This window comes from Streptomyces antimicrobicus, from assembly GCF_020532625.1.
Classification (GTDB): domain Bacteria; phylum Actinomycetota; class Actinomycetes; order Streptomycetales; family Streptomycetaceae; genus Streptomyces; species Streptomyces antimicrobicus.
Genome location: NZ_JAJAUY010000054.1, coordinates 23,150 through 37,451 on the forward strand (window position 1 = coordinate 23,150; position 14,302 = coordinate 37,451).

The 14,302-nt window shown below is 73.5% G+C and carries 17 protein-coding genes and 2 pseudogenes; 7 read left to right on the forward strand and 12 right to left on the reverse strand.

From position 1 onward, the window contains the following. Positions 1-37: 37 nt before the first annotated feature. Together LG632_RS15725 and sigE are read right to left on the reverse strand one after the other, a co-directional pair. Positions 38-766 carry an anti-sigma factor family protein gene (locus tag LG632_RS15725; protein ID WP_226727805.1) on the reverse strand — a complete coding sequence of 243 codons (729 nt, stop codon included), beginning with the start codon at positions 764-766 and terminating at the stop codon, positions 38-40. After that, entirely contained in the window at positions 763-1,521 is a 759-nt protein-coding gene (gene sigE / locus LG632_RS15730; protein ID WP_226727807.1) for an RNA polymerase sigma factor SigE, read from the reverse strand. Before sigE ends, LG632_RS15725 begins: the two co-directional genes overlap by 4 nt. 155 nt (positions 1,522-1,676) lie before the next feature. Here sigE and LG632_RS15735 point away from each other — a divergent pair, with 155 nt between their 5' ends. Next, positions 1,677-2,339: an O-methyltransferase gene (locus LG632_RS15735; RefSeq protein WP_226727808.1), complete on the forward strand. Its 663-nt coding sequence runs from the start codon at positions 1,677-1,679 to the stop codon at positions 2,337-2,339. 114 nt (positions 2,340-2,453) lie between these two features. Here the strand turns inward: LG632_RS15735 and LG632_RS15740 are convergent, their stop codons facing one another. Beyond that, a complete protein-coding gene (locus tag LG632_RS15740) occupies positions 2,454-2,621 on the reverse strand; it encodes a DUF3117 domain-containing protein (protein WP_003966491.1) in 168 nt (55 codons plus the stop codon). Positions 2,622-2,929: 308 nt separating this feature from the next. On the opposite strand from LG632_RS15740, the gene chcB reads away from it, so the two are divergent. Beyond that, complete coding sequence (gene chcB, locus LG632_RS15745) at positions 2,930-3,733, forward strand: 2-cyclohexenylcarbonyl CoA isomerase (protein WP_226727810.1); 804 nt, start codon at positions 2,930-2,932, stop codon at positions 3,731-3,733. Positions 3,734-3,760: 27 nt separating this feature from the next. Here chcB and LG632_RS15750 read toward each other — a convergent pair whose 3' ends face one another. Both LG632_RS15750 and LG632_RS15755 read right to left on the reverse strand, forming a co-directional pair. After that, on the reverse strand, positions 3,761-4,342 hold the full coding sequence (locus LG632_RS15750) for a DNA-3-methyladenine glycosylase I (RefSeq protein ID WP_308108512.1): 582 nt from the start codon (positions 4,340-4,342) through the stop codon (positions 3,761-3,763). Further along, complete coding sequence (locus tag LG632_RS15755) at positions 4,339-4,743, reverse strand: DivIVA domain-containing protein (RefSeq protein ID WP_226727812.1); 405 nt, start codon at positions 4,741-4,743, stop codon at positions 4,339-4,341. Before LG632_RS15755 ends, LG632_RS15750 begins: the two co-directional genes overlap by 4 nt. Before the next feature lie 115 nt (positions 4,744-4,858). On the opposite strand from LG632_RS15755, the gene folP reads away from it, so the two are divergent. After that, positions 4,859-5,719 (forward strand): dihydropteroate synthase, encoded by an 861-nt coding sequence (folP, locus tag LG632_RS15760; protein WP_226727814.1) that lies wholly within the window; start codon positions 4,859-4,861, stop codon positions 5,717-5,719. Between the two features lie 13 nt (positions 5,720-5,732). Here the strand turns inward: folP and LG632_RS15765 are convergent, their stop codons facing one another. Together LG632_RS15765 and dapE are read right to left on the reverse strand one after the other, a co-directional pair. Then, positions 5,733-6,488, reverse strand: coding sequence for an LOG family protein (locus tag LG632_RS15765; protein WP_226727815.1), 756 nt, complete (start codon positions 6,486-6,488; stop codon positions 5,733-5,735). A 91-nt stretch (positions 6,489-6,579) separates the two neighbouring features. Next, positions 6,580-7,659, reverse strand: coding sequence for a succinyl-diaminopimelate desuccinylase (dapE, locus tag LG632_RS15770; RefSeq protein WP_226727816.1), 1,080 nt, complete (start codon positions 7,657-7,659; stop codon positions 6,580-6,582). Between the two features lie 152 nt (positions 7,660-7,811). Here dapE and LG632_RS15775 point away from each other — a divergent pair, with 152 nt between their 5' ends. Then, on the forward strand, positions 7,812-8,747 hold the full coding sequence (locus LG632_RS15775) for a hypothetical protein (RefSeq protein WP_226727819.1): 936 nt from the start codon (positions 7,812-7,814) through the stop codon (positions 8,745-8,747). Between the two features lie 129 nt (positions 8,748-8,876). Then, the gene (locus LG632_RS30735) at positions 8,877-9,182 is read left to right on the forward strand and encodes an ATP-binding protein (protein ID WP_374203491.1); all 306 of its coding nucleotides are present in this window, start codon (positions 8,877-8,879) and stop codon (positions 9,180-9,182) included. A gap of 78 nt (positions 9,183-9,260) precedes the next feature. Here LG632_RS30735 and dapC read toward each other — a convergent pair whose 3' ends face one another. After that, positions 9,261-10,355 (reverse strand): succinyldiaminopimelate transaminase, encoded by a 1,095-nt coding sequence (gene dapC, locus LG632_RS15785; RefSeq protein ID WP_226727821.1) that lies wholly within the window; start codon positions 10,353-10,355, stop codon positions 9,261-9,263. Between the two features lie 124 nt (positions 10,356-10,479). Continuing rightward, entirely contained in the window at positions 10,480-10,806 is a 327-nt protein-coding gene (fdxA, locus tag LG632_RS15790; protein ID WP_030291119.1) for a ferredoxin, read from the reverse strand. Between the two features lie 117 nt (positions 10,807-10,923). Between fdxA and LG632_RS15795 the strand changes: the two genes are divergently transcribed. Both LG632_RS15795 and LG632_RS15800 read left to right on the forward strand, forming a co-directional pair. Further along, entirely contained in the window at positions 10,924-11,931 is a 1,008-nt protein-coding gene (locus LG632_RS15795; protein ID WP_226727822.1) for a GNAT family N-acetyltransferase, read from the forward strand. Next, positions 11,928-12,713, forward strand: coding sequence for a transglutaminase-like domain-containing protein (locus tag LG632_RS15800; RefSeq protein WP_226727825.1), 786 nt, complete (start codon positions 11,928-11,930; stop codon positions 12,711-12,713). The genes LG632_RS15795 and LG632_RS15800 overlap by 4 nt, the downstream gene beginning before the upstream one ends. Here the strand turns inward: LG632_RS15800 and LG632_RS15805 are convergent. The 3 genes and pseudogenes from LG632_RS15805 to LG632_RS15815 all read right to left on the reverse strand — a co-directional run. Then, a pseudogene (locus LG632_RS15805) lies at positions 12,706-12,949 on the reverse strand (response regulator); the annotation flags it as partial. The gene LG632_RS15800 and the pseudogene LG632_RS15805 sit on opposite strands and share 8 nt — an antisense overlap. Position 12,950: 1 nt before the next feature. After that, a pseudogene (locus LG632_RS15810) lies at positions 12,951-13,049 on the reverse strand (ABC transporter ATP-binding protein); the annotation flags it as partial. A 98-nt stretch (positions 13,050-13,147) separates the two neighbouring features. After that, positions 13,148-14,302 (reverse strand): peptidoglycan binding domain-containing protein (locus LG632_RS15815; protein WP_226727827.1); only part of this gene is annotated, 1,155 nt, incomplete at its 5' end.

Sequence of the window (14,302 nt, forward strand, 5' to 3'; positions counted from 1 at the left end):
CGCCTCGCCGGAATTCAACCAGGTCCCGGTGGCACCGTCAGCGCGACAGCGAGACGGGGTGGTGGGAGGGCGACGGGGACGGGCTGCCGGTCGGCGCCGCCGTGGGGGACGGCGGTGACGCCACCCCGCGGTGGCGGGAGTCCCAGTCGCGGTCGCGGACGACCGCGTCGGCCACCGGCACGGCCCCGCCGACGCTGCCGCTGCCCCCCGGTCCCGTGACCGGGGTGACGTTGGCCCCGCCCTCGCCCCGGCCGCCCGGCTCGGCGACCTCCAACGGCAGTGAGCCGCCGAGCGCGAGGGCGGCCAGCGAGACGGCGCCGGCCGCGACGAACGCGAAGCGGCGGCGCGGACGGCCCACCTCGTGGATGCGGAAGCCTTCCGTCGGCGCCACGGCCGCGGCCCGGTAGCCGAACGTCGCCATCGGGTCGTCCGCGGTGAACGGGCCGCCGGCGTCCGGCGTCGGCGCCACCTGGCTCGGGGCGAACGGGCCCCCGCCGGGGCCCGGCCCACCACCGCCGGGCGGGCCCGGCTGGCCCGGCAGTCCCTGGAGGCGGGCCAGCAGGCCCGCCGACGGGGCCGGCATCGCACTCTCGACGAACAGCGCCTTCAGCCGCCGCTGCGCATCGGCCTCGGCCTTGCACCTGGCGCACGTGGCCAGGTGCGCGAGCACCCGCTCGCGCGCGTCATGGCTCAACTCCCCGTCCACCAGGGCGGCGAGCCGGTCGCCCAGATGGTGTTCTGCGGGTGACGGACTGGATCCGCTCACTCCGTTCCGCCTCCTCCCCCGACCCCCGCCAGGGCCCGCTGCTCGGCCCGGGCCTCGGGCGAGCGGTGCTTGAGCGCCTTGCGCAGGTGCGACCGCCCCCGGTGGATGCGGCTGCGCACGGTCCCGAGCTTCACACCGAGCGTCGCGGCGATCTCCTCGTACGACAGACCCTCGATGTCGCAGAGTACGACGGCCGCGCGGAACTCCGGCGCGAGGGTGTCCAGCGCCTGCTGCACGTCCGCGTCGAAGTGGGTGTCGTGCAGCACCTGCTGCGGGGAGGGCTCGCGCGAGGGCAGCCGCTCGGCGGCGTCGTCGGCGAGCGCGTCGAACCGGATCCGCTGCTTGCGGCGGACCATGTCCAGGAAGAGGTTCGTGGTGATCCGGTGCAGCCAGCCCTCGAAGGTGCCGGGCGTGTACGTGGACAGCGACCGGAAGACCCGGACGAAGACCTCCTGGGTGAGGTCCTCGGCGTCGTACTGATTGCCCGTCAGGCGGTACGCGAGACGGTAGACCCGGGCGCTGTGCGTGCTGACGATGTCCTCCCAGGAGGGAGGGGTCCACGCCTGCGAGCCCGCATCGGCGGCGAAGGTCGCGGTGGTTGCGGTGTCGGCGGAGTGGAAACGGTCAGCGATGTCGGTCACGGATTTCGGCTCGCCTGCCGGTCTGAAGAGGCGTCGCAGAACGCCTCCACGATCCACAGGCGCAGCCGCACCTCCCCTGTCGGCTCTGGTGGTGTCCAGTGGAGCCCCTACCATAGCCACCCCGTCCGTCAGCTCCGGATAAGCTTTTTTACCCTACCTTTGCACGAGGGCTCCGCCAGAGGTGTCGATCTACCCGGTGGCGTCCCCTTCATCCCTCTCAACGCCCGGTCCCATCTGCGGGTTCCCGGTGGCAGCGGATACAGTCACCGTTGCGCCAACTAAGGGGACAGGAGAGGGTCATTACCGGCAACCGGCAGACGAGCTGGGCGTTCGCCGACGCGTTTGTCGCCGAGGACGACGCTCTGCGGTGGGCCCGCGACCGGGCGAGGGAGGCGGGCCTGCGTTCCGTTTCCCCCGGCACCGGGGCCGCGCTGCGCCTGCTGGCCGCCACCGCCGATGCCAAGGCGGTCGCCGAGATCGGGACCGGGACCGGCGTCTCCGGCATCCACCTGCTGCACGGGATGCGGCCCGACGGGGTGCTGACCACCGTGGACCCCGAGCCGGACCGGCAGGCCTTCGCCCGGCAGGCGTTCCGCGCCGCCGGCTTCGCGGGCAACCGGGCCCGCTTCATCCCCGGCCGCGCCCTGGACGTCCTGCCCCGGCTCGCCGACGGCGGGTACGACCTCGTCTTCTGCGACGGGGACCCCACGGAGTCGCTGGACTACCTCGCTGAATCGTTGCGGCTGCTGCGGCCCGGCGGCCTCGTGTGCTTCGAGGGCGTCTTCGCCGAGGGGCGCACCGTGGACTCCGCCGCGCAGCCGGTGGAGGTGCTGCGGGTCCGCGAGCTGCTGCGGACCGTGCGCGAGAGCCCGGCCCTGCAGTCGGCCCTGCTGCCGGTCGGCGACGGGCTGCTGTGCGCCGTGCGCCGCTGACCGCTCTCCACCCCGGCCCGGCCCGACCCCGGACCCGGCCCCGGCGGGCACCTACGCCGATGCCCCGGTCGCGGGTGCGGCCGGGGCATCGGGGAAAGATATGGGGCGCCGGGGTCAGCCGACGACCTTCTTGAGGGCGTCACCGAGGGCGTCGGCCTCGTCGGGCGTCAGCTCGACCACGAGCCGACCGCCACCTTCGAGCGGTACGCGCATGACGATGCCCCGCCCCTCCTTGGTCACCTCGAGCGGGCCGTCGCCCGTCCGCGGCTTCATGGCCGCCATGCTCGTTCCCCTTCCTGAAACCAGCTCATCGAAAGCCGACGGCCCCATTCAGGCGCCTCATACCGGCATCGAACACATTGCTTCCCGGCCATTATCCCGCATGTCAGGACCCGATGACCAACATCGACTGAGAACGCTTGCGCAACGCGCGCGACCAAAACCACTCATTTCGGCGATCCGCCTGCGATACTTCGCCCTCGCACCCGGGTGGCGCCCCACCGATTCTTTGACGCACATCACATCCCCAGGCTCCCGCCCGGTCCGCCATGCTGGGGGCCTCACGCCCGCGACGAAGGGGGACCCCCGACATGGCCGACAGCGTTCTCTACGAGCTGTCCGACGGACTCGCCACCATCACGATCAACCGTCCCGACGCGATGAACGCGATGAACACGGAGGCCAAGGTCGCCCTGCGCGACGCGCTCGCGGCCGCCGCCGGCGACAGCGAGGTCCGCGCGGTCCTGCTGACCGCCGCCGGCACCCGTGCCTTCTGCGTCGGACAGGACCTCAAGGAGCACGTCGGCAACCTGGCGTCCGACCGGGACAACGGCACGACGCTGACCATGAACACGGTCTCCGAGCACTACAACCCGATCGTCCGGGCGATCACCGAGATGCACAAGCCGGTGGTCGCGGCCGTGGGCGGGGTCGCCGCGGGCGCCGGCTTCGGCTTCGCGCTCGCCGCCGACTACCGGATCGCCGCCGACACCGCCGCCTTCAACACGTCCTTCGCCGGGGTGGCCCTGACCGCCGACTCCGGCGTCTCGTGGACGCTGCCCCGGCTGATCGGCGCCTCCCGGGCCGCCGACCTGCTGTTCTTCCCGCGCAACCTCTCCGCGCAGGAGGCCTACGACCTCGGCATCGTGAACCGGCTGGTGCCCGCCGACGCGCTCGCGGCCGAGGCCGAGCAGCTGGCCCGTACCCTCGCGGCGGGCCCGACCGTGGCCTACGCCGCGATCAAGGCCTCCCTCGCGTACGGCGCCGCGCACTCGCTCGCCGACACCCTGGAGAAGGAGGACGAGCTCCAGACCATGGCGGGCGCCTCCGAGGACCACGCCATCGCCGTGGCCGCCTTCCTGGCGAAGGAGCGACCGAAGTACCTCGGCCGCTGACGCCCTCGCGGCCGCACGGCCCGGGGCTCAGCGGCCCCGGGCCGTGCAGTCCGCCAGGTGGTCGTCCACCAGGCCGCACGCCTGCATCAGCGCGTACGCCGTCGTCGGGCCGACGAAGCGGATGCCTGCCTTCTTCAGGGCCTTGGACAGCCGCGTGGACGCGTCCGTCACCGCCGGCACGTCGGCGACGCTCAGGGGCGCCGGGCCCGGCTCCGCCGGGGCGTGCGACCAGATCAGGGCGTCCAGCTCGCCGGGCGCCCAGCCGGCCAGCACCTTGGCGTTGGCGAGGGTGGCCTCGATCTTCGCGCGGTTGCGGATGATCCCGGGGTCGGCGAGCAGCCGCTCCACGTCCTGCGGCCCGAACTCCGCCACCGCCGCGATCTCGAAGCCGGCGAAGGCCGTACGGAAGCCCTCCCGGCGGCGCAGGATCGTCAGCCACGACAGCCCGGACTGGAACGCCTCCAGGCACAGCCGCTCGTAGAGCGCGTCGTCCCCGTGGACCGGCCGGCCCCACTCGGTGTCGTGGTAGAGGACGTAGTCCTCGGTGGACAGCGCCCAGGGGCAGCGCAGCGCCCCGTCCGCTCCCGCCACTGCCCTGCCGCCACTCACAGCTGCTCCCCCTTGACCGGCCCCGGGCCGCCCTGACCGGCCGGAGCGCCGCCCTGACCCGCCGGAGCCCCGCCCAGACCCGCCGCAGCGCCGCCCCGTGCCGTCGGGGCCCCGCCCGCGAGCGCCGCCTCCAGCTCGGCGATCCGCTTGTCCCGCTCCGCGAGCTCCGCGCCCAGGCGCAGCAGGACGTCGTCCACCTCGGCCATCCGGTAGCCGCGCGGGGCCACCGGCAGCCGCAGGGCGTCGATGTCCTCCCGGAGCACCGGCCTGGACTCCGGCAGGCCGTCGGCGACCCGCTCGGGCGCGGCCTCGGGCAGCACGGCCTCCTCCCCGCCGCCGATCACGGCGAGGGTGACCGCGGCGACCACCACGACCAGCGCGATCAGCAAGAACCAGAACACGATGCACTCCCCTGGGGACCGGCGGCACGACTCCTCACCCCGATCGTGCCACGTGGCTGTGACAGTTAAGGTCACAGGCGAGCCGTCGAGAAGGGCCGAGGAAGGATGCAAGGGGATGCTGCGACTGGGCAGGCGTGAGTTCGACACCCACGAGGCGGTGATCATGGCCATCGTGAACCGGACCCCGGACTCCTTCTACGACCAGGGCGCCACCTTCCGCGACGAGCCGGCGCTGGACCGGGTCGAGCAGGCCGTGGCCGAGGGCGCGGCCGTCATCGACATCGGCGGGGTCAAGGCGGGCCCCGGCGAGCACGTGGACGCCGCCGAGGAGGTGCGCCGGACGGCCGGTTTCGTGGCCGAGGTCCGCCGCCGGCACCCGGACGTGGTGATCAGCGTGGACACCTGGCGGCACGAGGTCGGCGAGGCCGTGTGCGAGGCCGGCGCCGACCTGCTCAACGACGCCTGGGGCGGGGTGGATCCCCGACTCGCGGAGGTCGCCGCCCGCTACGACGTGGGCCTGGTGTGCACGCACGCGGGCGGGGTGGAGCCCCGCACCCGGCCGCACCGGATCACGTACGACGACGTGATGGCCGACATCCTCCGGGTCACGGTGGGCCTGGCGGAACGGGCCGCCGCGCTGGGCGTGCGCCGCGACGCGATCCTGATCGACCCCGGCCACGACTTCGGCAAGAACACCCGCCACTCGCTGGAGGCCACGCGCCGGCTGGCGGAGATGACGGACACGGGCTGGCCGGTGCTGGTCTCGCTGTCCAACAAGGACTTCGTCGGCGAGACCCTCGACAAGCCGGTCAAGGAGCGGCTGCTGGGGACGCTGGCGACCACGGCGGTCTCCGCCTGGCTCGGCGCGCAGGTCTACCGGGTCCACGAGGTCGCCGAGACCCGGCAGGTCCTGGACATGGTCCGCACGATCCAGGGCCACCGGCCCCCGGCGGTCGCCCGCCGGGGCCTGGCCTGACCTGACGCCCGCCCTACTTGCCGACTTCCTTCGTCACCAGGGCGATCGCCTCTTCCACGTCGTCGGTGACGTGGAAGAGGAGCAGGTCGTGCGCGGAGGCCTTGCCCTGCGCGACCACGGTGTCGCGCAGCCAGTCCACCAGCCCGCTCCAGTACCGGGTGCCGTAGAGCACGATCGGGAAGCGGGTGATCTTCTGCGTCTGGACCAGGGTCAGCGCCTCGAAGAGCTCGTCGAGGGTGCCCAGGCCCCCCGGCAGCACCACGAAGCCCTGGCTGTACTTCACGAACATCGTCTTGCGGACGAAGAAGTACCGGAAGTTCAGTCCCAGGTCGACGTGCGGGTTGAGCCCCTGCTCGAAGGGCAGCTCGATGCCGAGGCCGACCGAGATGCCGCTCGCCTCCCGCGCGCCCTTGTTCGCGGCCTCCATCGCGCCGGGCCCGCCGCCGGTGATGACGGCGAAGCCCGCCTCCACCAGCGCCCGGCCGATCTGCTCGCCGGCCAGGTAGTCCGCGGACCCGGCGGGCGTGCGGGCCGAGCCGAACACGCTGATCGCGGGCGGCAGCTCGGCGAGGGTGCCGAAGCCCTCGATGAACTCCGACTGGATGCGCAGGACCCGCCAGGGATCGGTGTGCACCCACTCGGTGGGCCCGGCCGTGTCCAGCAGCCGCTGATCGGTCGTGCTGCCCGCCTGGACCTGGCCGCGCCGGCGCAGCACCGGACCGAGCTGCTGCTCCTCGGGCTTGCGCCGCATGCTCTCCGGGTTGCCCATGATGTGCGCTCCCTTCCTGCTGATCGTTCGGATCAGGGTAGGCCCACCGAGGTGACGGCGAGCGGAATTCAGGAGGTCGCACGGGCGTGGTTCAGGAGGTCAGCCAGGCGCGCAGGCGCTCCTCGCAGTGCAGGATGGCCTTGGTGTCGACCCGCTCGTCGACCTTGTGCGCCAGCAGCGCGTCGCCCGGACCGTAGTTGACCGCGGGCACGCCCAGCGCGCTGAAGCGGGAGACGTCCGTCCAGCCGAACTTGGGCATCGCCTTGCCGCCGACGGCCTCCATGAACGCCGCGGCGGCCGGGTGCGAGAGCCCGGGCAGCGCGCCGCCGGAGGAGTCGTCGATGACGAACTCGGCGACGCCGCAGTCCGCGAAGACCTCCTCGACGTGCGCCATGGCCTCGGCCGGGGTGCGGTCGGGGGCGTAGCGGAAGTTGACCGTCACGGTGCACGCGTCGGGGATGACGTTGTTGGCCACGCCGCCCTCGATGCGCACGGCGTTGAGGCCCTCGTGGTACTCCAGTCCGTCGATGACGGGCCGGCGCGGCTCGTACGCGGCCAGCTTCGCCAGGATCGGCGCGGCGGCGTGGATGGCGTTGGAGCCCATCCAGCTGCGCGCGGAGTGCGCGCGCTCGCCGGTGGTGCGCAGCAGCACCCGCAAGGTGCCCTGGCAGCCGCCCTCGACCTCGGCGTCGGAGGGCTCCAGCAGGACCGCGAAGTCGCCGGCGAGCCAGTCGGGGTGGGCCTCGGCGACCTTGCCCAGGCCGTTGAGGTCGGCGGCCACCTCCTCCTGGTCGTAGAAGACGAAGGTGAGGTCGCGGTTGGGCTCGGGGACGGTCGCGGCGATGCGCAGCTGCACGGCGACGCCCGACTTCATGTCGGTGGTGCCGCAGCCCCACAGCACGCCGTTCTCGTCCAGGCGGGAGGGGACGTTGTCGGCGATGGGCACCGTGTCGAGGTGGCCGGCGAGGACGACCCGCTCGGCGCGGCCGAGGTGGGTACGGGCCACGACGTTGTTGCCGTAGCGGTCCACGGTGAGGTGGGGCAGGGTGCGCAGCGCCTGCTCGACGAGGTCGGCGAGGACCTTCTCGTCGCCGCTCACGGACGGGATGTCGACGAGTGCCGCGGTCAGCTCGGCGGCGTCCAGGGTGAGATCCAGCTCGGAATCGGACATGAAGTGACCCTACGCGACCGGCCGGGACCGCGGGGGGTGGCGTCCGGCCGCTGGACGCGGAACCGGACATCTCGTGCGACGCCCAGACAAGCGGCCGCGGGCGGTGCCGTCCAGCTGCTGGACGTACCGGCCGTCTCCAGTACGGTGGGCGCGTGCCCGAGACTGATCAGCAAGCCAAGCGCCCCGGACTCCGTCGACGCCTGTTCCGCCTGGTGTTGGCGCTGGCCGTGCTGTCCGCCGTCGCGGGGTACTTCGCCGTTCAGTACGACTCCACCGGCGGGGGCGCGCCCCACTGCCGGGTCGAGGCGAACGGCGCGTCCTATTCCATGACGCCCGAGCAGGCGCGGCACTCCGCGACGATCGCGGCGGTCGGTACGGACCGGGGCATGCCGGAGCGGGCGGTGACGATCGCGATAGCCACGGCCATCCAGGAGTCGCACCTGCGCAACCTCGACCACGGCGACCGCGACTCCCTGGGCCTGTTCCAGCAGCGGCCCTCGATGGGCTGGGGCACGCCGCAGCAGGTCATGGACCCGGTGTACGCGGCGGGGAAGTTCTACGAGCACCTCGACGACGTCCGCGGCTACGAGAACATGCCGCTGACGGTGGCCGCGCAGGAGGTGCAGCGCAGCGGGTACCCCGACGCCTACGCCAAGCACGAGGGCGACGCGCAGCTGCTGGCCGCGGCGTTCACCGGCAACGCGCCCACCACGCTGACCTGCCGGGGCCCGGCCCCGCAGCGGGCGGGCGACCCGGAGGCGGTCAAGGCGCAGCTGAGCAAGGTCTTCGGCCCGAAGCTGACGGCGAGGACCGGCTCGGCGGCCGGTTCCCACGGGCAGACGGTCGGCGGCGGGGACGGCGGCGAGGTCACGCTGCCGGTCCAGGAGCGGCGGCGCGGCTGGGAGCTGGCCCACTGGGCGGTCGCCCACGCCTCGGAGCTGGGCGTGCAGCGGGTCTCCTACGACGGCTCGGCCTGGCTGGCCGGCGAGAACCGGGGCGCGTGGGTGCGGAAGCCGCCGGGCGGGGGCAAGGACGCGGACCCGCGGGGGGCCGGGCCGCACGAGGTCCGGATCTTCGTCAAGCGCTAGGTCGCCGCGGCGGCGCCGATCCGATGAGCGGACTCATTACCGATCCTTTACCCGGTGCATCCGCAACCCCGAGGGGGCCTTACGCGGTTGAACACGGCGTACTCGGTCGGCTACCGCTAGGAGCACGTGATGTCCCTCCCCCTGACCCGCCGGATCGCCCAGGCCGCTCTGCTGATGGCAGCCGGTGCGGCACCCGTGGTCGGTGCGGCCGCCACGGCGCACGCCGCGGGCCTGGAGCCCGTGACCCAGTCGCTGGGCCCGGTCAGCGCCATGGACGCCGACGCGCTGGGCGGCGCCACCGGCGCCTTGGACGGCTCCGCCACCCCTGACGTCGTCGGCACCGTCGACAAGGTGCAGGACACGGCCAAGGGCCTGCCGGTGGGCACCCCCGTCTCGGACCTGCCCTCCCTGGGCGGTCTGCCGCTGGGCGGCTGAGCAAGAACCGGAACGGCCGAAGGGCCCGGAGCCGCGCTCCGGGCCCTTCGGCCTGCAAACGTGTTCCCCGGCTGGTGATCAGCCCAGCCGCTTGACGGCGGCCTCCACGCGCTCGTCGGTCGCGGTGAACGCGACCCGGACGAAACGTTCCCCCGCCTCGCCGTAGAAGTCTCCCGGGCAGACCAGGACGCCCAGCTGGGCCAGGTAGGCCACGGTCTCCCAGCAGGGCTCGTCGCGGGTGGCCCACAGGTACAGGCTGGCCTCGCTGTGCTCGATGCGGAAGCCGTGCGCCTCCAGGGCGGTGCGCAGCGCCTCCCGGCGGGCGGCGTAGCGCTCGCGCTGCTCCTGCACGTGGGTGTCGTCGCCGAGCGCCGCGACGGCGGCCGCCTGCACGGGGGCCGGCGTCATCATGCCGCCGTGCTTGCGGATCTCCAGCAGCTCGGCCAGCACGTCGGCGTCACCGGCGATGAACGCGGCCCGGTAGCCGGCCAGGTTGGACCGCTTGGACAGCGAGTGGACCGCGACCAGGCCCTCGTAGGAACCGCCGCAGACGTCGTCGTGCAGGACCGAGACCGGGTCGGCCTCCCAGCCGAGCTCCAGGTAGCACTCGTCGCTGAAGACCAGGACGCCGTGCTCGCGGGCCCACGCCACGATCCGGATCAGCTCGTCCTTGGCGATGACCTTGCCGGTCGGGTTGGACGGCGAGTTCAGCCACAGCAGCTTCAGGCCCGCCGGGTCCAGCTCGGTCGGGTCGTCGTAGACGACCGGCTCGGCGCCGGCCAGCCGCGCACCGACCTCGTACGTCGGGTAGGCCAGCCGCGGGTAGGCGACCTTGTCGCCGGGGCCGAGGCCCAGCTGGATCGGCAGCCAGGCCACCAGCTCCTTGGAGCCGACGACCGGCAGGACGTTGCGGTGGCCGGCGTTGCTGCCGCCCAGGCGCCGCCGCACCCAGCCGCTGATCGCGTCGCGCAGCGCGGGGGTGCCCCACACCGTGGGGTAGCCGGGCGAGTCGGCGGCCTCGACCAGGGCCCGCTGGATCAGGTCCGGGACCGGGTCCACGGGCGTGCCCACGGACAGGTCCACGAGGCCGTCCGGGTGGGCGGACGCGGTCGCCTTGTACGGCTCCAGCTTGTTCCAGGGGAATTCGGGAAGACGAGCGGATACTGCGGCCACGATGCTCTCTGCTCTCTCTAGTGGGAACGGGCTGGATACGTACCGGATACGCAAAAGGCCTCGGTCCCGCGCGGCCGGGGGCCGTACGGGACCGAGGTCGCTGCCGAACGGGCCTGCGGCAGGCTCAGTGTCCTTCGCCCATGGGCGGCAGCGCGGCGATGAAGGGGTGGTCGCGCTCGATCAGGCCGAGCTTGGAAGCACCACCGGGCGAGCCGAGCTCGTCGAAGAACTCGACGTTCGCCTTGTAGTAGTCCTTCCACTCCTCCGGGGTGTCGTCCTCGTAGAAGATCGCCTCGACCGGGCAGACCGGCTCACAGGCACCACAGTCGACGCACTCGTCCGGGTGGATGTACAAGGACCGCTGGCCCTCGTAGATGCAGTCGACAGGGCACTCCTCGATGCAGGCCTTGTCCTTGACGTCGACACAAGGCTCCGCGATGACGTAGGTCACGCTCTCGTTCCTCCTCGGTAGGGCTTTCCATATCGCGCGGGAGCGCGGCGTCGTCGATGCCCGCACCTAGTATCTCCGTTCCTGGGCACGATCCGAACAGGAGGGGCTGACCAAGCTGTGGAAATCACTGCCGGTGCGCTCATGGAAATCCGCATCAACCCCGCTGACGTGGGAAAACGCGTCTCCGTACGCCGGGTGGAGGCCGGGCCGGAGGGGGCCGCGCACCTGACGGACACGGTGGGGGTTCTCGTATCGTGGACCGGCGGTGTGCTGCTGATCACAAAGAAGAACGGGGACACCGTCCGCATCGCGGAATCCTCGCTGGTCGCGGGCAAGGTCGTGCCCCCGGCCCCGGCGCGCCGCCGGGGTCCCGCGGCCACCTTCGAGGAGCTCGCGCCGGTGCTCGCGCGGGCCTGGCAGCCGGTGGAGAGCGAGCGGCTCGGCGGCTGGACGCTGCGCGCGGCCGGCGGTTTCACCCGCCGGGCCAACTCGGTGCTGCCGCTCGGCGACCCCGGGATACCGGTCGCGGAAGCACTCGCGCGGGTGACGGCCTGGTACGCGGAACGCGGCCTCACCCCCTACGTGCAGGCCGCGACCGGCGCCGTCGGCACCCAGGAGGCGCTGTGCGCGCAGCTGGCGGAGCGGGGCTGGGTGCGGGAGGTCTCGGCGGACGTGCGGATCGCCGCGCTGGCACCGGTCGCCGACGTGGCCGCCGACGTCGCGCAGGTGGTGCTGTCGCGCGGCTGCGACGAGGAGTGGCTCCGGCTGTACGGGCGCACGACCGACCCGGAAGCGGCGCTGCGGGTGCTGTCCGCCGGGCCCTCGGTGTGGTTCGCGTCGGTGCCGGGGCGGGCGATCGGGCGGCTGGTGGTCGACGGCCGGTGGGCCGGCTTCGCGGCGGTCGAGGTCGCGCCGGAGCACCGGCGGCAGGGCCTGGCCACGGCCGTGATGGCGGCGCTGGCCCGGCAGGCGCTGGCGGAGGGCGCGTCGGCGGCCTGGCTCCAGGTGGAGACGGACAACACCCGGGCGCGGGCCCTGTACGACGGGTTGGGCTTCACGGTCCACCACGCGTACCACCACTACCGCGCGCCGCAGCGGGCGGACCGGTCGGCGGCCGGCTCGTGAGCTTCCGCGAGGAGTTCGCCGAGGAGGCCCGCTCGGAGCGGCCGGACCTGGCGCTGCTGTGCCTGTACCTGGCGGCCGAGGCGGATCCGGCGTTCGACCAACGGGCCCTGGACGAGGCCCAGATGGAACTGGACCGGCTGGCGGGGCTGCTGCCGTACGGGCTGAGCGGGGGCCGGGCGTGGGCGGCGGCGGTCAGCGAGCTGCTGGGCGGCCGGCTGGGCTTCCACGGCACTCCGGCCGACTACCAGCGGCTGGCGTCGTCGCTGCTGCCGCAGGTGCTGAAGCGGCGGCGGGGGCTGCCGATCCTGTTGTCGGTGGTGTGGATGGAGGTCGCCCGGCGGGCGGGCGGACCCGTGTACGGGCTGGCGCTGCCGGGCCACTTCGTCGTCGGCTTCGGCGATCCGCAGGAGCGGGTGACGGTGGACCCGTTCGCCGGCGGCGCGGCGCTGGGCACCGGGCCGGCGGAGCTGGCGGCCGCGCCGCTGGAGCCGGCGCGGCCGCTGGAGATCGTGCTGCGCATCCTGAACAACATCAGGGCCTGGGCTGCCGCCCGCCCGGAGCAGTCGGCGGTCTCCCTGTGGGCCCTGGACCTGTCGCTGCTGCTCCCCTCCCACCCGGCGTCGCTGCGCTACGACCGGGCGCGGCTGCTGGTGGACCGCGGCGAGTTCCGCGAGGGCGCGGCCGAACTGGACGCCTACGCCGGCATCGTCCACCCCGTCGACCCGGCCGCGGCGGTCCGCGCCCGCAACGAGGCCAAGGCGGCGAGGGCGATGCTCAACTGACCCGGTCCGAGCGCCGGGGACCGTCCCGGCCCCGCTGCGGCCAGCCCTGGTCGCGGGCCACGCGGACCGCGTCGGCGCGGTCCCGGGCGGCGAGCTTCCGGAGGGCCGCCGAGCGGACCGCCGCCGCGAGCTGCGCCGCCGGTGCGTCCTTGACGAGGAAGGCCGAGGCGTCCGCCTCCGTCGCGCGGCGCAGGTGGCCGGGGGCGCCCGAAGGTCGTCAGGATCACGATCTTCAGCGGCCTCCTCCAGGTGGTGCGTGGCGAACAGCACCGTGCGGCCCAGGTCGGCCCGCTGCCGCACGGTGGCCCAGAAGGCCTGGCGGGCGGTGACGTCCATGGACGGTCACCTCCTCCACCAGGCCGCCGCTCTGCAGCATGACTCAGCCCCTGCCCGGGGTCCCGGGCGGGGGCTGGAGTGCGGCGGCGGGAGCCGGGTCAGCTCGGGTCGGTGTCGATCGTGACCGTCCGCTCGGCCGGGGTCTTGCCGAGCAGCGCCTTGCCGAGCGCGCCGGCCACGTCCTGCGGGGTGACGGGCGTCTTCTCGCCGTTGCCGCGCTGGATCAGGACCCCGTCGAACCCGTTGCCGTAGAGCTCCTTGAGCGCGTCCAGGTCGTACTTCTCGACGAGCTTGCCGTCGACGGCCTTCATGCTCAGGATCTTCGGCAGCGACTTGGCCGGGCCGAACGGCACCGACTTGTTGCCCGCCTTCACCACGGCGTTGCCGGACATCGCCGGGGTGGCGAACTCCCGCATGGCGCGGTCGATCTCGGCCTGGGTGATCGTGGGTTCCCGGGTGGCGACGGGCAGTTCGACGGCCGGGGCCCGGCCGGTCTCGATCAGGGTCCTGAAGGCGTCCTTCACCTTGTCCATGGACGCCTTGACGTCCAGGCTGGTGCCCGCCTTGCCGGGGACCGGGACGGCCTTGTTCGGCTCGAACCTGATGGTGCCCTCGACGGCCGTGCCGGCGGTGCCGGCCAGCTCCTGGAGGGCGACCTGGAGCTTCTCCTCGTCGACCGGCATGACGGCCTCGGCGGTGCGCTCCTGGCCCAGCAGGGTGCCGATCACGGTCACCGGGTTGTAGTCGCTGCCGGCCGCGCCGCGCACGGTCGCCTGGCTGTCCAGGGTCAGTCCGGCCTTCTCGGGCCGCAGCTCGACCTGCTTGTCGCCGACCTTCAGCGCCAGCGGGGTGTTGGCGCGGTTGCCGAAGGCGTTCTGGAGCTTGGCGACGGCCTCGTCGCGGCTGCCGCTGATGTCGGTGCCCAGGACGGTGGTGCCCTTGGGCACGTCCTCGTGGTTCAGCAGCAGCCCGGCGCAGTACGCGACGCCGACCAGCGCGACCACGCCGCCGCCGAGCAGGACCAGCTTGGAGCGGCCCTTCTTCTTGGCCTTGGCCGCCGCCGGGGCCGGGGCGGGCTTGGGTGCCACCGGCACCGGCTGGGGCGCCGGCTCGGGCTCGGCCCGTACGCGGGTGGGGCGGGGCAGCGGGTCGACCTGGGGCAGGGCGCCGGTCGGTCCGCCGTCGTCCTCGGGGCCGGGCCAGCTCGGGGAGAAGGCCGCGGTGTCCTCGTCGAGGCGGGGCGGGTGGACGGG

Excerpts from the sequence above, each read along its gene's own strand:
- sigE (WP_226727807.1), bottom strand. The coding sequence starts at position 1,521 with ATGGTAGGGGCTCCACTGGACACCACCAGAGCCGACAGGGGAGGTGCG.
- LG632_RS15740 (WP_003966491.1), bottom strand. The coding sequence starts at position 2,621 with ATGGCGGCCATGAAGCCGCGGACGGGCGACGGCCCGCTCGAGGTGACC.
- chcB (WP_226727810.1), top strand. The coding sequence starts at position 2,930 with ATGGCCGACAGCGTTCTCTACGAGCTGTCCGACGGACTCGCCACCATC.
- folP (WP_226727814.1), top strand. The coding sequence starts at position 4,859 with ATGCTGCGACTGGGCAGGCGTGAGTTCGACACCCACGAGGCGGTGATC.
- LG632_RS15765 (WP_226727815.1), bottom strand. The coding sequence starts at position 6,488 with ATGGGCAACCCGGAGAGCATGCGGCGCAAGCCCGAGGAGCAGCAGCTC.
- dapE (WP_226727816.1), bottom strand. The coding sequence starts at position 7,659 with ATGTCCGATTCCGAGCTGGATCTCACCCTGGACGCCGCCGAGCTGACC.
- LG632_RS30735 (WP_374203491.1), top strand. The coding sequence starts at position 8,877 with ATGTCCCTCCCCCTGACCCGCCGGATCGCCCAGGCCGCTCTGCTGATG.